General features: G+C 72.4%; 17 protein-coding genes. 4 read left to right on the top strand and 13 right to left on the bottom strand.

What is annotated here, in order from left to right:
* Positions 1–16: 16 nt before the first annotated feature.
* From ACFVW8_RS07195 to ACFVW8_RS07185, 3 genes are read right to left on the bottom strand one after another with little or no spacing between them, the layout of a single operon-like run.
* Complete coding sequence (locus ACFVW8_RS07195) at positions 17–946, bottom strand: alpha/beta fold hydrolase (RefSeq protein ID WP_389686945.1); 930 nt, start codon at positions 944–946, stop codon at positions 17–19.
* A gap of 38 nt (positions 947–984) precedes the next feature.
* Positions 985–2,232, bottom strand: coding sequence for a beta-ketoacyl-[acyl-carrier-protein] synthase family protein (locus tag ACFVW8_RS07190; RefSeq protein WP_389686943.1), 1,248 nt, complete (start codon positions 2,230–2,232; stop codon positions 985–987).
* The gene (locus tag ACFVW8_RS07185; RefSeq protein WP_389686941.1) at positions 2,229–2,462 is read right to left on the bottom strand and encodes a phosphopantetheine-binding protein; all 234 of its coding nucleotides are present in this window, start codon (positions 2,460–2,462) and stop codon (positions 2,229–2,231) included. The genes ACFVW8_RS07190 and ACFVW8_RS07185 overlap by 4 nt, the downstream gene beginning before the upstream one ends.
* Before the next feature lie 274 nt (positions 2,463–2,736).
* On the opposite strand from ACFVW8_RS07185, the gene ACFVW8_RS07180 reads away from it, so the two are divergent.
* Positions 2,737–3,468 carry a nitroreductase family protein gene (locus ACFVW8_RS07180; RefSeq protein WP_389686939.1) on the top strand — a complete coding sequence of 244 codons (732 nt, stop codon included), beginning with the start codon at positions 2,737–2,739 and terminating at the stop codon, positions 3,466–3,468.
* 201 nt (positions 3,469–3,669) lie between these two features.
* On the opposite strand, the gene ACFVW8_RS07175 is transcribed toward ACFVW8_RS07180, so the two are convergent.
* Positions 3,670–4,491 carry an NAD(P)H-binding protein gene (locus ACFVW8_RS07175; protein WP_389686937.1) on the bottom strand — a complete coding sequence of 274 codons (822 nt, stop codon included), beginning with the start codon at positions 4,489–4,491 and terminating at the stop codon, positions 3,670–3,672.
* A 98-nt stretch (positions 4,492–4,589) separates the two neighbouring features.
* Between ACFVW8_RS07175 and ACFVW8_RS07170 the strand changes: the two genes are divergently transcribed.
* Positions 4,590–5,183: a TetR/AcrR family transcriptional regulator gene (locus tag ACFVW8_RS07170; RefSeq protein ID WP_389686935.1), complete on the top strand. Its 594-nt coding sequence runs from the start codon at positions 4,590–4,592 to the stop codon at positions 5,181–5,183.
* A gap of 15 nt (positions 5,184–5,198) precedes the next feature.
* On the opposite strand, the gene ACFVW8_RS07165 is transcribed toward ACFVW8_RS07170, so the two are convergent.
* Positions 5,199–5,603, bottom strand: a complete 405-nt coding sequence (locus ACFVW8_RS07165) for a nuclear transport factor 2 family protein (protein WP_389686933.1) — start codon at positions 5,601–5,603, stop codon at positions 5,199–5,201.
* Between the two features lie 50 nt (positions 5,604–5,653).
* Positions 5,654–6,232 (bottom strand): dihydrofolate reductase family protein, encoded by a 579-nt coding sequence (locus ACFVW8_RS07160; RefSeq protein ID WP_389686931.1) that lies wholly within the window; start codon positions 6,230–6,232, stop codon positions 5,654–5,656.
* A 271-nt stretch (positions 6,233–6,503) separates the two neighbouring features.
* Here ACFVW8_RS07160 and ACFVW8_RS07155 point away from each other — a divergent pair, with 271 nt between their 5' ends.
* On the top strand, positions 6,504–7,544 hold the full coding sequence (locus ACFVW8_RS07155) for a hypothetical protein (protein WP_389686930.1): 1,041 nt from the start codon (positions 6,504–6,506) through the stop codon (positions 7,542–7,544).
* Positions 7,545–7,738: 194 nt separating this feature from the next.
* Positions 7,739–9,001: an MFS transporter gene (locus tag ACFVW8_RS07150; RefSeq protein ID WP_389686928.1), complete on the top strand. Its 1,263-nt coding sequence runs from the start codon at positions 7,739–7,741 to the stop codon at positions 8,999–9,001.
* Here the strand turns inward: ACFVW8_RS07150 and ACFVW8_RS07145 are convergent.
* The 7 genes from ACFVW8_RS07145 to ACFVW8_RS07115 all read right to left on the bottom strand — a co-directional run bounded on the left by ACFVW8_RS07145 (position 8,988) and on the right by ACFVW8_RS07115 (position 14,277).
* A complete protein-coding gene (locus tag ACFVW8_RS07145) occupies positions 8,988–9,731 on the bottom strand; it encodes an SDR family NAD(P)-dependent oxidoreductase (RefSeq protein WP_389686926.1) in 744 nt (247 codons plus the stop codon). The two genes, ACFVW8_RS07150 and ACFVW8_RS07145, sit on opposite strands and share 14 nt — an antisense overlap.
* 91 nt (positions 9,732–9,822) lie before the next feature.
* Positions 9,823–10,539, bottom strand: coding sequence for an urease accessory protein UreD (locus ACFVW8_RS07140; RefSeq protein ID WP_389686924.1), 717 nt, complete (start codon positions 10,537–10,539; stop codon positions 9,823–9,825).
* Positions 10,536–11,210 carry an urease accessory protein UreG gene (gene ureG / locus ACFVW8_RS07135; RefSeq protein WP_389687072.1) on the bottom strand — a complete coding sequence of 225 codons (675 nt, stop codon included), beginning with the start codon at positions 11,208–11,210 and terminating at the stop codon, positions 10,536–10,538. The genes ACFVW8_RS07140 and ureG overlap by 4 nt, the downstream gene beginning before the upstream one ends.
* Positions 11,211–11,277: 67 nt before the next feature.
* Positions 11,278–11,943, bottom strand: a complete 666-nt coding sequence (locus ACFVW8_RS07130; RefSeq protein WP_389686922.1) for an urease accessory protein UreF — start codon at positions 11,941–11,943, stop codon at positions 11,278–11,280.
* Entirely contained in the window at positions 11,943–13,646 is a 1,704-nt protein-coding gene (locus tag ACFVW8_RS07125; RefSeq protein WP_389686920.1) for an urease subunit alpha, read from the bottom strand. The genes ACFVW8_RS07130 and ACFVW8_RS07125 overlap by 1 nt, the downstream gene beginning before the upstream one ends.
* A complete protein-coding gene (locus ACFVW8_RS07120) occupies positions 13,634–13,978 on the bottom strand; it encodes an urease subunit beta (RefSeq protein ID WP_389686918.1) in 345 nt (114 codons plus the stop codon). The genes ACFVW8_RS07125 and ACFVW8_RS07120 overlap by 13 nt, the downstream gene beginning before the upstream one ends.
* On the bottom strand, positions 13,975–14,277 hold the full coding sequence (locus ACFVW8_RS07115) for an urease subunit gamma (protein ID WP_148021623.1): 303 nt from the start codon (positions 14,275–14,277) through the stop codon (positions 13,975–13,977). The genes ACFVW8_RS07120 and ACFVW8_RS07115 overlap by 4 nt, the downstream gene beginning before the upstream one ends.
* Positions 14,278–14,504: the final 227 nt, after the last annotated feature.

Raw genomic sequence — 14,504 nt, 5'->3', positions numbered from 1 at the left:
GGCGTGGGCGGGTGGCTCAGCCGCCCGCCCGGGGCGCTGCCGCTCCCGATGTGCGCGCACGCGCACGCGGGCGCGGCAGCGCGGCACCCAGAGGCCACAGGGCGGGGGCCGGCTCCAGGGGGAGGTCGCTGAAGAAGCGGGCGGTCAGATCCGCCACGTCGTCGGGGCGTTCCAGCACGACCCAGTGGTCGGAGTCCCCGATGGTCAGGAACCGGCTGCCCTCGATCGTCGCCGCGAAGGCGCGCTGCCGTTCGGGCGAGGTCACCGTGTCGTGCTCGCCCGCGAAGACGAGCGCGGGCACGCCGCTCAGCCCACCGGAGAAGTCCGGCCGGTGGCCCAGCGCCCGGCGCAGTGACTGCGCGGCGTGGGGGGAGTTCGTGAGCGCGTGCAGGAACGACCGCCTGACGTAACGCCGGGCCAGCTCCCTGCGGTGCACGGTGCGGTCCGGGTCCAGGCACATCAGGGCCTCGGCGGTCAGCGTGGCGAGCCCCTCCATGTCACCGGTCGCCAGCCGGTCGACCGCCCGCCCCCACTGGGTCCGCTGGGCGTCGCTGATATGAGCCGGTACGCCGCCGAGGACCAGCCGGGCGATGCGGCCCGGGTTCCGCCGGGCGCAGCCGAACGCGATCGACGTGCCGTAGGAGAAGCCGAAGAGGTTGACCCGGGGTACGCCCAGGTCGTCGATGATGCCGGCGACGGCCGCGTACAGGATGTCGTCGCCGGTGCCGGGCGGCAGCGGGTCCGCGCCGCCCATTCCGGGCAGGTCGGCGGTGACGACGTGGGCCCGCGCACCCAGGTGCTCGTCCATCTGCGGCCAGCCGTACATCCCCTGGAGCGCGCCGCCGAGGACGATGACCGGTTCGGTGCGGGGCGACGGCTGCGGCAGGGTCCGGTAGCTGTAGCGCAGCCCGTGCACCGACAGGTTCCGGATGATCTCGTCGGGCATGGTGACCGTCCCGTCGTTGTATGCGCTGGTACGGGCGGTCAGGCCCTGGTGAGCACGAGTGCGGCGTTGTGCCCGCCGAAGCCGAGCGAGGTCTTGACGGCCGCGTCGAACACCGCGGGCCTGGCCTCCTTGCTCACCACTTCGATGGGGATCTCCGGGTCGGGGGCGTCCAGGTTGACGGTGGGCGGCACGAGCCGGTGCTGGAGGGCGAGCACGGTCAGGGCGGTCTCGATGCCGCCGGCCGCGCCGAGGGTGTGCCCGGTCATGGCCTTCGTCGACGTGACGAGGGGGTGCTCGCCCAGCACCCGGCGCAGCATGGTCGCCTCGATCAGGTCGTTGGCCACGGTCGAGGTGCCGTGGGCGTTGACATGCCCGACGTCCGATGCGCCCACCCCGGCGTCCGCGAGGGCGGCGCGCAGGGCCCGTTCGATGCCGAGGCCCTCGGGGTCGGGTGCGACGGCGGAGTACGCGTCGCTGGACGCGCCGTACCCCGCGACATGCGCGCGGACGGTGGCACCGCGGGCACGGGCGTGTTCGGGGCGTTCCAGCACGAGGAGTCCGGCGCCCTCGCCGACGACGAATCCGTCCCGGTGGGTGTCGAACGGGCGGCAGGCCGACTCGGGGTCGTCCCGGCGGGTGGAGACGGCCTTCAGCTGGCAGGCGCTGGCGATCAGCAGCCGGGAGCAGACCGATTCGGCGCCGCCGGCCACGACGATGTCGCAGGCTCCGGTGCGCAGCATCTGGTGTGCTGTGCCGATGGCGACGGTGCCGGACGAGCAGGCGGTGGAGACGGCCTGGCTGGGACCGTGCGCGCCGAGGTCCGTGGCGACACTGCTGGCGGCGCCGTTGACGACGGTGAGCGGGGCGAGCTTGGGCGAGACCCGGCGGGCGCCGCGTTCGCTGAGTGCGGTGTGCTGCGCGTCGTAGAAGGGCAGTCCGCCGTGGGCGGAGCCGATGACGACGGCGACGCGGGCGCTGTCCCAGACCGAGGCGTCGAGCCCGGCGTCGGCGACGGCCTCGCGGGCCGCGATCACGGCGAGCTGGGAGAAGCGGTCCATGAGCCGCTGGGTGGCCACGCCGAGGACCGCCCTCGTATCCAGTCCCGCGATGGTGTACATGAAGTCGCAGGGCAGACCGTGGAGTTCGGGCCTGTGCGGCACGGAGGGCGCATCGGCGGCCTCGGACACGCCTCGCCAGGTGGCGTCGGTGCCGACGCCCGCCGCGGTGACGAGGCCGATCCCGGTGACGGCGGCGGCGAACGGCTCGGGACGGTACCGGGCGCTCACGCCGCGGCCTTGGCATGCACCGCGTCGACCAGTCGGCCGACGGTGTCGCGCGAGGTCAGCTGGACGTCGTCCAGATCGACGCCCAGCCGCTCCTCGATGAGGAGCCGCAGCTCCTCCAGGGCCAGGGAATCCAGCCTGAGCTGACGGAGCGACGTTTCGGGGCGGATCGCCACGGGATCGGTTCCGAAGTTCGCCACCAGCAAGGTACTGATCTCGTCTGCCGTGCTCATGGGCACTCCTCCGCTGTCGTACGCGGTGACGCCTTGCCGCGTGAGAGGTCACTGCCATCGGGGGACGCCGGCCGGTCCGGAGGGACCCTTTATACGCCCTGCGGGAGGCCACTCCGGTCCGCGTTCCCCCGTGCGGTGGGAGGTTGGGCAGGTGTACGAATCCGCAGGTGTGCGCGCCTGGACGGACCGGCGCGGGCCGAACGGCGCCGCCCGCCGCCGGAGGCCGGCCAACAGGCCTCCCCCCGAAGCGGCTTCGCCCGTAAACTCCGCGATCATGAACACCGAACCCACACAGTCCGCCGAGGTCTCCGCCGACGCCCGCGCACTGTTCGCCACGATGTCCACGATGCGGGCCATGCGCCGCCTGAGACCGGAACCGCTGCCCGAGGCCACGCTGGAGCAGCTCATACAGGCCGCCGTCTGGGGTCCCAGCGGCGGCAACATGCAGTGTTACGAGTACGTCGTGGTGACCGACCGCGAGGTGATGGCCCGCCTGGCCCCGCTGTGGAAGCGGTGTGTGGACGCCTATCTGGCGACGACCGGGAAGTACGCGCCGAAGGGCATGGACGACGCGGCGTACGGACGGATGGTCGCCGCGATCGAGTACCAGCGCGACCACTTCGCCGACACCCCGGCGCTGATCGTGCCCTGCTACCGCTTCCCGGAGCCCCGGATCGAGGAGGAGGGACTGGCCGCGTACGCGCAGGCGCTCGGACCCGCGGGTGTCGAGCACATGACGGACACCCAGACGCGTTTCCAGGCGCTCGCCGAGGGCTCCTGCGTCTATCCGGGGGTGCAGAACCTGCTGCTCGCCGCCCGCGCCCTGGGGCTCGCGGCGAACGTCACCATCTGGCACCTGATGCTGGAGCAGGAGTGGAAGGAGGCCCTCGGCATCCCCGAGGACATGCAGACCTTCGCCGCCGTTCCGGTCGGGCTGCCGCAGGGCAGCTTCGGTCCGGTGCGGCGCCGTCCGGTGGCGGACGTCATCCACCGCGACCGCTGGTAGAAGGTCCGGCCCGTACCCGGACCTCCGGGTACGGGCCGCCATGTACGCACGGCCCGTCCCCCCAGGGCGCGGTGACGGTCTGCCAGGCGGTGTACGGCCTCGCCACGGCGGTGCGCGCCTACCGGAGAGGCCGGGGCCTCACGGCCGACGGAACTGTCGGCTCAGGGCGTCGGGAGCGGAGACGGAGCCGGTCGGCGCCGTTCAGCGGAAGGCGGCGGCGTTGCGTTCGGCCCAGACTCCGAAGGTGCCCGGCGCTCGGCCCAGGACCCGCTCGACGTCGGGGCTCACGCGCTGTTCGGCCCCGGTCGGCTCACCCAGGATGGCCAGGGTGCCCTCGACGACGGGCAGCGGCATGAACCGCGCCATCAGCGCGTGGGCCTCCTCACGCGTCTGTTCGGTGAAGCGCACCGGTTCGCCCAGCGCGGCCCCGATCGCGGCTGCCCGCTCACGCGGCGTGGTGGGCACGGGACCGGTCAGGGTGTACGTGGCACCGAGGTGCGCGGTCCCGCGCAGCACGGTCGCGGCGACCTCCGCGACGTCACAGGGGTCGACGAAGGGGAGCGCCACGTCACCGAACGGTGCCGCGGCCTCCCGCCCGGTGCGGATCGACTCGGCCCAGGCGAACGCGTTGGTGGCCATCCCTCCCGAGCGCAGGACCGTCCAGTCGAGCCCGGACTCGCGCACGGCCGCCTCGAACAGACCCGGGTGCCGGTACGCGTCGGGGCGGGTCTCCACGCCCTGCGAGGACAGCAGCACCACCCGGCGGATGCCGGCGGCCCGCGCCGTCTCCAGGATGCCGTCCGGATTCTCGCCGGCCACCAGCAGGAAGAGCGCGTCCGCACCGTCGAAGGCTCCCTTCAGACCGGCGGGTTCGGCCAGGTCGGCGGCCACCGCCCGCGCCCCGGGCGGCACATCGGCATCGGTGATGTGCCGGGCCACGGCCGTCACCGGCACCTGCGCGTCGATGAGGGTCCGTACCAGCACCCGTCCGACATTCCCGGTCGCACCAGTTACCACGATCATGTCGATCTCCCCGTTCGAGAAGTGAGTTAGTCAGCTGACTAACTGCGTCGAACGAGAAGCTAGCACAGGCGGGCGGCAGGATGTCTATAGTTAGTCGGGTGACTGACTCAGTGGATTCCCCGCATCGGCGGACCAAGGCGGCCGGCAAGCGGCAGCGGCTGACGGCAGCCACCGCCCGGGTCCTGCACGAGCAGGGCGTGGAACGTACGACCATCGCCGACATCGCCCGGGCCGCCGACGTCCCGGCGGGCAACGTCTACTACTACTTCAAGACCAAGGACGAGCTGGTCCAGGCCGCCCTCGCCGAGCACACCGGCCACTTGGAGGAGCTCACCGGCATCCTCGACCGGCTCCCCTGCCCGCGCGAACGCCTCAAGGGCCTGATCGACGCCTGGGTCGGCCGGCGGGAGACAGCGGCCCGCTTCGGCTGCCCCATGGGCACCCTCGCCGTCGAGCTCGACAAACGGACCGGCGGTGGTCTCGATCTCGCGGCCGGACAGGTCATCCGCCGACTGCTGGACTGGGTGGAGCAGCAGTTCCGCCTGCTGGGCGTGACCGACCCCGAGGGCCGCGCGCTGGCGCTCGTCGGCGCCTACCAGGGCATGTCCCTGCTCTCCAACGCCCTGCGCGACCCGGAGATCATGACGCGCGAGGGGGCCCGCCTCGTGCGCGAGCTGGACAGCCTGGCCTGAGCGCCGGAAGGGGGGTCAGGAGGCGCTGAGCGGCCTCCGCCGGGTGATGACCTTGCGGTAGGCGATGCGCCAGCCCCGCTCGCCACGCACGACCGTGTCCTCGTACGTCACGCTGCCGCACGTGCCGTCGGCGTTGACGCCGAGGCCCTTGGAGCGGGACCCGACCCGGCCGTCGCCGAGGTCGGTGAGCACGATGTTGGTGACGTGGTGGCCGACCGGGTCGAGCCCACCCATGGCGAGCGCCGCGTCCCGGAAGGCGTCCACCCCGACCAGCGAGCCGTGCCCCAGGTCCGTGACGTCGTAGACGATGTCGTCGGTGAACAGCTCTTCCAGCCGGTGCAGTTCACCGTCGTCGACCAGATGTCCGTGCAGGGCGACCAGTTCCATGACCGCGAGGCGGTCCTCGATACCCAGTGCCATGTGATTCCCTTCGCCGGTGCGGGAGCGGAGACGACCGTACCCCCGAACGGTCAGCGCGCCGAGGGCTTTCCGGCGGGCTCGTACCGCATTTCCACCACTCCGTTGCCGAAGGTCCGGGTGCTCACGAGCCGGAGGGCGGTCCTGGTGTCCGACGTCGGGAACAGCGGCTTCCCCCGGCCGATGAGGACCGGGTGGACGTAGACGCAGTACGCGTCGATCAGGTCGAGCGCCATGAAGGACGCGGCCAGTCCGGCGCCGCCGAGCGACAGGTCGCCGCCCGGCTGCTCCTTGAGCGCCATCACTTCCTCGGCGACCACGTCATGGACGACCGTGGTGTTCCAGTCCGCCCGCTCCAGCGTCCGGGAGTAGACGATCTTCGGCATGTCCCGCCAGATGCGGGCGAATTCGGCCATCGGGCCGGCATGGGCCGGATCCTCGTCCGCGGTGGGCCAGAACCCCGCCATCAGCTCATGGGTGACGCGTCCGTCCAGGAACGCCCCCATCGTGGCGAGCTGTTCGTTGTAGTAGCGGTGCAGTTCGTCGTCGACCTGATGCCAGCTGATGTCTCTGTCCGGGCCCTCGATATAGCCGTCGAGGGACATCGACATGGAATAGATGATCTTGCGCATCGCGAGCCTCACCGGTTCGGGAATCGGGGACGGGTCGGCGGAACGAATCCGACATTACTCCGGCAGCGGTCCGCGGAGACGGGAAGAGACGGCGGGAAGCGAGGGCGGGAAGCGACGGCGGGAAGCGACGGCGGGAAGCGACGGCGGCCGCTTGACGGCCGGTGGGCACGCGCCGTAGATCTTCGGATGAGAGGCGGGCCCGGCCGGGCTCCGGGCGCCGGGTGGTCCTGGGAGGGCCGTCTCCGTCGGCACTATCCCGAGGAGTTCCGTGATGAGAGTCGGAGCGGCACGCGCCGCCGCAGTCCGCTGGGTGGCCGCGCACGCCCGCCCCGCCGCCGGCTACCGGGGGGCGTACTTCAGCGGGTCGACCGTCGGCCGGCCGGACGACGCCGAGCTGGCACCCTCGTCGGACGTCGATGTCGTGGTCGTCACGGCAGCGGACGAGCCACCCGCCAAGCCCGGCAAACTCCGCTACGAGGACGTGCTGTTGGAGATCACCTACGTGCCGTGGGCCGAGCTCCGGGACCCGGCGGCGGTGCTCTCCTCGTACCATCTCGCGGGCAGTTTCCGCCGCGACACGGTCATCGACGATCCCACCGGCCGGCTGCGCGCCCTGTACGCGGAGGTCTCGCCCCGTTTCGCCGAGCGGAGCTGGGTACGCCGCCGGTGCCTGGACGCCCGGAACCGCGTGGAGGGCCGCCTCGCCGCGTTCGACGGCTCCGCACCCTTTCACGAGCAGGTGACTGCCTGGATGTTCCCCACCGGGGTCACCACGCACCTCCTGCTGGTCGCCGCGCTGCGCAACCCCACCGTCCGGCTGCGCTATCCGGCCGCTCGCGACGTCCTCGACGCGTACGGGCAGCCGGAGCTCTATCCGGAGCTGCTGGAGCTCCTCGGCTGCGCCGGCGTCTCCGCGCAGCGGGTACGGCACCATCTGGCCGAGCTGGTGCGGACGTTCGACGCCACGGTCCCGGTGGCGTCCACACCGTTCTTCTTCAGCAGCGACCTCACCGCGCAGGCGCGCCCGATCGCCGTCGACGGCAGCCGGGAGCTCCTCGACCGGGGTGACCACCGCGAGGCGGTCTTCTGGATCATCGCGACCCTCGCCCGCTGCCACACGGTGCTGGCCGCGGACGCCCCGGCGCTGCACGCGGCGCGGCTGCCCGCGTTCGGGGCGGCCGTCGCCGAACTCACCGGGATCACCGGCACCGCGGACATCCTGGCCCGCCGCGAGGAGGTCATCCGGTTCGTGCCCCGACTGTGGACGGCCGCCGAGGACATCCTGGCGGCCAATCCGGACATCACCGGTTAGGGAGACGCCCGCGAAGTCCCGGTGGCCCTCTGCCGGATCGACGGGGGCTCTGCTAATTTGCCCGCATGTCCCTTCCTCGCGCGTAGGACCCCGCACTGACCGCACCCGCTCGGGCGGGTGCGGCACTCCGGTGTCCCCGCATGCCCGCAGCGCCGTGTTCCCGCGCTGCCCTCACGAGGAATGTCATCGTGCCCATGTCTTCGTCCGCGCCCACGCGCGCGCCTTCGTATGCCGCCGTCCTGCGCACCCCGCACGCCGCCCGCACCTTCGGTGCCGCGCTGCTGGGGCGGCTCTCCTACGGGATGGCTCCCCTCGCCCTCCTGCTCGCGATCAAGGACGCCTCCGGCTCGTACTCCGTCGCCGGTGGCGCCATGGCCCTGTTCGGGGCCGCGAGCGTCATCCTCTCCCCCGCGCGTGCCGCTCTGATCGACCGGTACGGGCCGCGCCGGGTCCTGCCGCCGATGGCGGGGCTCTACGCGGCGTTGCTCACCGTGACCGCCCTGGCCACCTGGAACCCGGGCGTCCACTCCCCTGTCCTGTGCGCGCTCGCCGTGGCGGCGGGCGCCACCACCCCGCCGCTTGGACCGGTCATGAGGGCCCTGTGGAGCGGCCTGGTGCCGGACCGGGAGCTGTTGCAGCGCGCGTACAGCCTGGACGGTGTCGCGGAGGAACTGCTGTACGTCACCGGCCCGTTGCTGGTCGGCGTGATCGTCCGGGCCGGCCGCCCGGCAGCCGCCGTGCTGGCCGGCGCCGTGCTGGTCTTCGCGGGTGCGGTGGCACTGGTGTCGTCACCGGCGGCGTCCCGCACGCACGCGAGCCCCGAACCGCTCCCGGCCGACACGCCCGCCGCGCCCCGGCTGCGGCTGCACGGCATCGCCGCGCTGCGGCAGGCGGTCCTGGTGACGGCCGCTGTGGGGCTCGGCCTCGGGGCACTCGATCTGCTGGTGGTGGCGTTCACCGAGCAGCACGGCCGGGCGGCGGCGGTGTCCTGGGTGCTGGCGGCCCTCTCGGCCGGGAGCGCCGTCGGCGGTCTGGCCTACGGGGCGGTGCGGTGGAGGTCGTCCGGCCGGGTGCGGCTGCCGGTGGTGGCCGCGGGGCTGGGAGCCGCGCTGCTGGTGGCCGGACTTTCGTCGCGGCTGTATGTGCTGGTCGCCGTCGTCGCGGTGGCCGGCCTGTTCGTCGCCCCCGCGCTCACCACCGCGTATCTGATCGCCGACGAGTCCGTGGACGCCGCCCGGCGCACGCAGGCGGGCGCCTGGGTCAACACCGCGTTCAACGCCGGGTCCTCGGCCGGCACCGCGGCGGTCGGGCTGCTCGTCGACCGGCTGCCGCTCGGGCTGTGTTTCGCCCTGGCGGCAGCACCCGCACTGCTGTGTGCCGCGGTAACGGCACGCACGGGCGTCCGCCGCTCCCGGCCTGCGGGAGCGGCGGCCCGGGGCGGGGTCAGCGGAGCTTGATCGCGCCGCCGTCGGCCATCAGCGTCTGACCGGTGATGTAACGGGCGTCGTCGCTCGCCAGGAAGGCGATGACGGGCGCGACGTCCGTGCGCGGGTCACCGAAGCGGCCGAGCGGGACCTTGGCGGCGGAGAGCGCGTACTGCTCGGGGTTGGCCTCGGCCCACGCGGCGACGCCCGCGGTCTTCGCCATCGGCGCGACGACGTTGACCCGGATCTGGTCGGCGGCCCACTCGTTGGCCACGACCCTGCTCAGCCCGCGGATCGCCTCCTTCGCGGCGGCGTACGAGGCCTGGTTCGGCTGGCCGTCGATGCCCGCACCGGAACCGAAGTTGATCACTGCGCCCCGGTTCCTGCGGAGCTCGGGGTACGCGGCGAGCATGAAGTTGCGGGTGGCGAAGAGGCCGGTGTCCAGGGCGAGCTTCCAGTCGTCCTCGGTCTGCTCGGTGAAGGCACGTACGCGTGAGGCGCTGGCGTTGTTGACCAGGACGTCCAGCCCGCCGAAGCGTTCGACGGCGGTGGCCACCGCCAGATCGGCGACCGCGCGGTCGGACACGTCACCCCTCAGGAAGACCACGTGGTCGCCGAGGTCCGCCACGACCGCGTCCCCGGCCTCCTGCTGGAGGTCGACGACCACGACCCGGGCGCCACGCTCGACGAAGAGCCGGGTGACGGCCTCGCCGATGCCCGAGGCTCCTCCGGTGACGACGGCGACCTTCTTCTCCAGTGTCATTGCGCTGTTCCTCCGACTCGCTGTGCCTGTCGGCGCTCCCCCCGGTCCACGCCCTCAATATGCACCATACATCCTACATGTATGGTGCATATCAGCGGGTGAGCCAGGACTCCCAGACCGAGGCCAGCTCCGCCTCGACGGCCGGCGCCACCGTGTCCAGCAGCCGCACCTGCGCGCCCGGACCGGCCAGGTCCATCCGGTAGGGGTGCGGCGGCCCCGCCGGTCTCGCGCCGAGCGCGGTGACCGAGCCGATGACGCGGTTCGGGCCCAGGAGGCCGGGAAGTTCACGCAGGTCCGGATCGGTGAGGTCGAGGTCCTCGACCAGCAGCTCGCGATCCTCGTACGTCACCCGGGTGGTGGCCCGGACCAGCCCGCCGCGTTCGCCGGAGCGGCCGAGCACCAGGGTGTCGCGCCACATCATCCGGGCGCCGGCCGCGAGTCCTGCGTCCATGACGCGTTCGACGTCCGCCCCACCGGCGACCACGAACGGCAGCCCGTTCCAGAGGAGTTCGCCGCCCTCGGCGATGTCGACGCGGGCCTGCCAGCGGGAGCGGCCGCCCCGGTGGTCGTAGGCGACGAGTCCGGCCGGTTCGACCAGTTCCAGGCATGCGCCGGGACCGACCGAGATCCGCAGGGTCAGTTCGTCCCCGGCGAGCAGCCCGGCCCGGGTGCCGACCAGGGCGATCCGGGTCCGGCCGGGGCACGGCAGCAGCGGGCGCGGGGCGAGGAAGGTGCCGGGACGCAGTTCGTGGGTGAGGTGGCGGCCCGAGCCGTCCCGCTCCACCGCGACGACGGTCGGATCGGTCACGGGTGGGTGTGGCTGTGCGGCGCCATCGGGCCGGGGTCGGTGGGGACGTGGGTGCCCGAGCGGTGGCGCCGCAGCAGGGACCGTACCCAGTCGGCGAGTTCGGCGATGGAGTCCGGGTCCTTCCTGGAGAGGGCGAGGACCGGGAGCCCGCCGCGGGCCGCCTCGGCGTCGGCGACCATCGCGGCCACGTCGACCTCGACATGGGGGGCCAGGTCGGTCTTGTTGACGATCAGCAGGTCGGCGCCCGTGATGCCGGGGCCGCCCTTGCGGGCGACGTCGCCGCCGCCCGCCACATCGATGCAGAAGAGCTGCGCGTCGGCGAGGGCCGGGCTGAAGGTGGCGGTGAGATTGTCGCCGCCGCTCTCGATGAGCACCAGGTCGAGTGGACCGTAGGCCTCCTCCAGGTCCTCGACGGCGTCCAGGTTGGCGCTGACGTCGTCACGGATCGCGGTGTGCGGGCAGGCGCCGGTCTCCACCGCCCGGATGCGCTCGGTGGGCAGCACGCCCGCCGAGCGGAGGAAGCGGGCGTCCTCATCGGTGTAGATGTCGTTGGTGACCACCGCCATGGAGAGCTCGCCGGCGAGTTCGCGGCACAGGGTGGCCAGGATCGAGCTCTTTCCGGTGCCGACCGGTCCTGCGACACCCAGGCGCAGGGCCCGGGGCTGGTTCAGCGGCTCGTGGAAGTGCGGGTTGGGCTGCTGGGCGGGGGTTGTGTCGTTCTCAGGTGTTGTGTCGTTCTCAGGCAAGGAAGAGTCTCCGTTCGCGTCGTGCGTGTTCGAGCGCCCACCGTTCGGTGAGCGGGGCCGTGCGGGCGGGCAGCCGGTCCGGGTCCCGCACCGCGAGGGCCGCGGTCACCGCCGACGCCGCGTCCGGTTCGGCGGCCAGGATCCAGGCGACCGAGTCGAGCGGGTCGCCGGGCAGGAGTTTCAGTGCGGCGGAGGCGACGGTCTGGAGCTCGTCGTAGACGACGGCGTGTGCCAGCTCCTCTTCGGAGACCTCCAGTACGGCGCCGAGCGCGCCGAGCGCGACCGGCCGCAGCGGCCGGGGGCGGAGCGCGGCCAGCGCGGTGACCGCCGGGTGGTCAGGGGCGAGCCGCCGGGCCAGCCGGAGCACGCCCCGGCCGAGCGTCGCCGATGTCTCGCGCTGGGGTGCGGCCGGGGTCCGGGCGGCGAGGGCCCGTTGTACGGGGCCGAAGTCGACCGGGTTCCGGCCTGCGGCCCGCAGGGCGAGGACGGCGGCGGCCGCCTCGGTGACGGCGACGGTGTGCAGCCGGGCCCGCAGCAGTGCCGGGATCCGGTCGCGGGCGAGGCCTGCGACGACGGCCGGTTCGAGCCCGGCACTGTAGGTGTACGCGCCCACCGGGAGCCGTCCGTCGCCGAGCAGCAGGGGTGCCAGAAGGCCCATCAGAACATCGAGTACCGCTGGGCCAGCGGTAGTTCGGTGGCGGGTGACGGCTCGACGAGCTCCCCGTCGATATGGATGGCGAAGGTCTCCGGGTCCACCTCGATGGCCGGGAGCGCGGTGTTGTTCGGCAGGTCCGCCTTGGTGAGGTGGCGGGTCGGGCGTACGGCGACGAGTTCGCGCACGAGACCGAGGCGTTCGGCGAGGCCGTCGGCCAGGGCGGCCGGGGCGACGAAGCTGACCGAGAGATGCGGGGCGGCCTCCGCAGCGGCGGTGGGGCGCAGCAGGACGGGCTGGGTGGTGGGGATCGCGGCGTTGGCGTCACCCAGGGGTGCGTACACCACCATGCCGCCCTTGATCACCGCGGCGGGGCGGATGCCGAAGAACGCGGGGTCCCAGAGCACCAGGTCGGCGAGCTTGCCCGGTTCGACGGAGCCGACCACGTGGTCGATGCCGTGGGCGACGGCCGGGCAGATCGTGTACTTGGCGACGTAGCGGCGGGCCCGTTCGTTGTCGGCGGGCAGCTCGCTGCCGCGGTCGCCGAAGCGCTGCTTCATCACGTGGGCGACCTGCCAGGTGCGGCAGATGACCTCGCCGATCCGGCCCATGGCCTGGGCGTCGGACGAGGTGATCGAGAGGGCTCCGATGTCGTGCAGGATGTCCTCGGCCGCGATGGTGGTGGCGCGGATGCGGGACTCGGCGAAGGCCAGGTCCTCGGGGACGCGTGGGTTGAGGTGGTGGCAGACCATCAGCATGTCGAGGTGTTCGTCGACGGTGTTGACGGTGTGCGGGAGCGTCGGATTGGTGGACGCCGGGAGGATGTTGGGCTGCGAGGCGACCGTGATGATGTCGGGCGCGTGGCCGCCGCCCGCGCCCTCGGCGTGGAAGACGTGGATGGAGCGCCCGGCGATGGCGTCGAGCGTCCCCTCGACGTAACCGGCCTCGTTGAGGCTGTCGCCGTGCAGGGCGACCTGGAGGCCGTAGGTGTCGGCGGCCTTCAGGGCGGCGTCGATGGCGGCGGGGGTGGCACCCCAGTCCTCGTGGACCTTGTAGCCGCCCGCGCCGCCGAGCGCGGCCTCGCGCAGGGCCTCCTCGCCGACGGTGGAGCCCTTGCCGAACAGCATGATGTTGAGCGGGACCCGGTCCAGGGACCGGTGCATCATCGCGAGGTTCCAGGCGCCGGGGGTGACCGTGGTGGCCTTGGAGCCCTCGGTGGCCCCGGTGCCGCCGCCGATGACGGTCGTGGTGCCGGTGGCCAGGGCCTCGTGCAGGGTCTCCGGCATCAGGAAGTGGACGTGGGTGTCGACGGCCCCGGCGGTCAGGATGCGCCCCTCGCCGGAGACGACGTCGGTGCCGGGGCCGATCACCAGGTCGGGGTGGATGCCGTCGCCGATGTCGGGGTTGCCCGAGCGGCCGAGGGCGACGATCCGGCCGGCCCGGATGCCGATGTCGGTCTTGACGACGCCCCAGTGGTCCAGGACCACGGCGTTGGTGATGACGAGGTCGAGGGCGCCGTCGGCGCGCGGCGTGGTGGCCTGGGCCATCGATTCGCGGATGGACTTGCCGCCGCCGAAGACCGCCTCGTCGCCGCCGACGCAGCGGTCCTCCTCGACCTCGATCCAGAGGTCGGTGTCGGCGAGCCGGATGCGGTCGCCCGTGGTGGGGCCGTAGAACGCCGCGTAGGCGGCGCGGGTCAGTTGTGCCATGTCACACGGCCTGTCGTTTCTGCGGCGCCGGAGCCGGGCGTGGCGCGGACGACGATGCCGGGCACCGTTCCGCGTCCGCCGAGTTCGACGAGGGTCACCTCCGCGCCGACGCCGGGCTCGAAGCGCAGCGATGTGCCGGAGGGGATATCGAGCCGGAACCCCTCGGCCCGCGAGCGGTCGAAGGACAGTGCGGGATTCACGTCGGAGAAATGGAAATGCGATCCGATCTGAATGGGCCGGTCCCCGTCGTTCACGACGGTGATCTGCAATTTCCGGCGACCGGAATTTATGTGCAGGACGCCGGCACCGGTGCGGACCTCGCCGGGGATCACGGGATCGGCGAGGTGATCGTGACGAGCTTGCGCCCGTCGGGGAAGGTCGCTTCGACCTGGACGTCGTGCAGCATCTCCGGAACACCTTCGAGCACGTCAGCGCGGGTGAGAACGGATCGTCCCGCAGTCATGAGGTCGGCGACACGGGCACCCTCACGGGCTCGTTCCATCGCCCAGCAGGCGAGCAGGGCAACGGCCTCGGGGTAGTTGAGGCGTACGCCCCGCTCCCGCCGGTCGCGGGCGACCATTCCGGCAACACTCAGCAGCAATTTCTCCGTGTCGGACGGAGTGAGAAACATGGGAAACCTCCATGGCGGCAGTTCCCGGAATTCCCGGAATCGCCTTGGCCACCTTCCTCTTATAAGCCTCCGGGTGAGGCCGTGGCAACTTGCGCCACACCGCAAAAAGTCCCTTTCTTGCATCATGACCCACTATGTACGGGCAAAGCAGACAAATTTTGATCATGGCGAGACCATGCAAAGGCGGCCGCGCTCCCCCGTCCAGGGGTGCGCGGGCGCCGCAAGAG

The sequence above is a fragment of the Streptomyces sp. NPDC058221 genome, assembly GCF_042882365.1.
Classification (GTDB): Bacteria; Actinomycetota; Actinomycetes; order Streptomycetales; family Streptomycetaceae; genus Streptomyces.
This window is presented reverse-complemented; position numbering and strand designations above follow the sequence as displayed.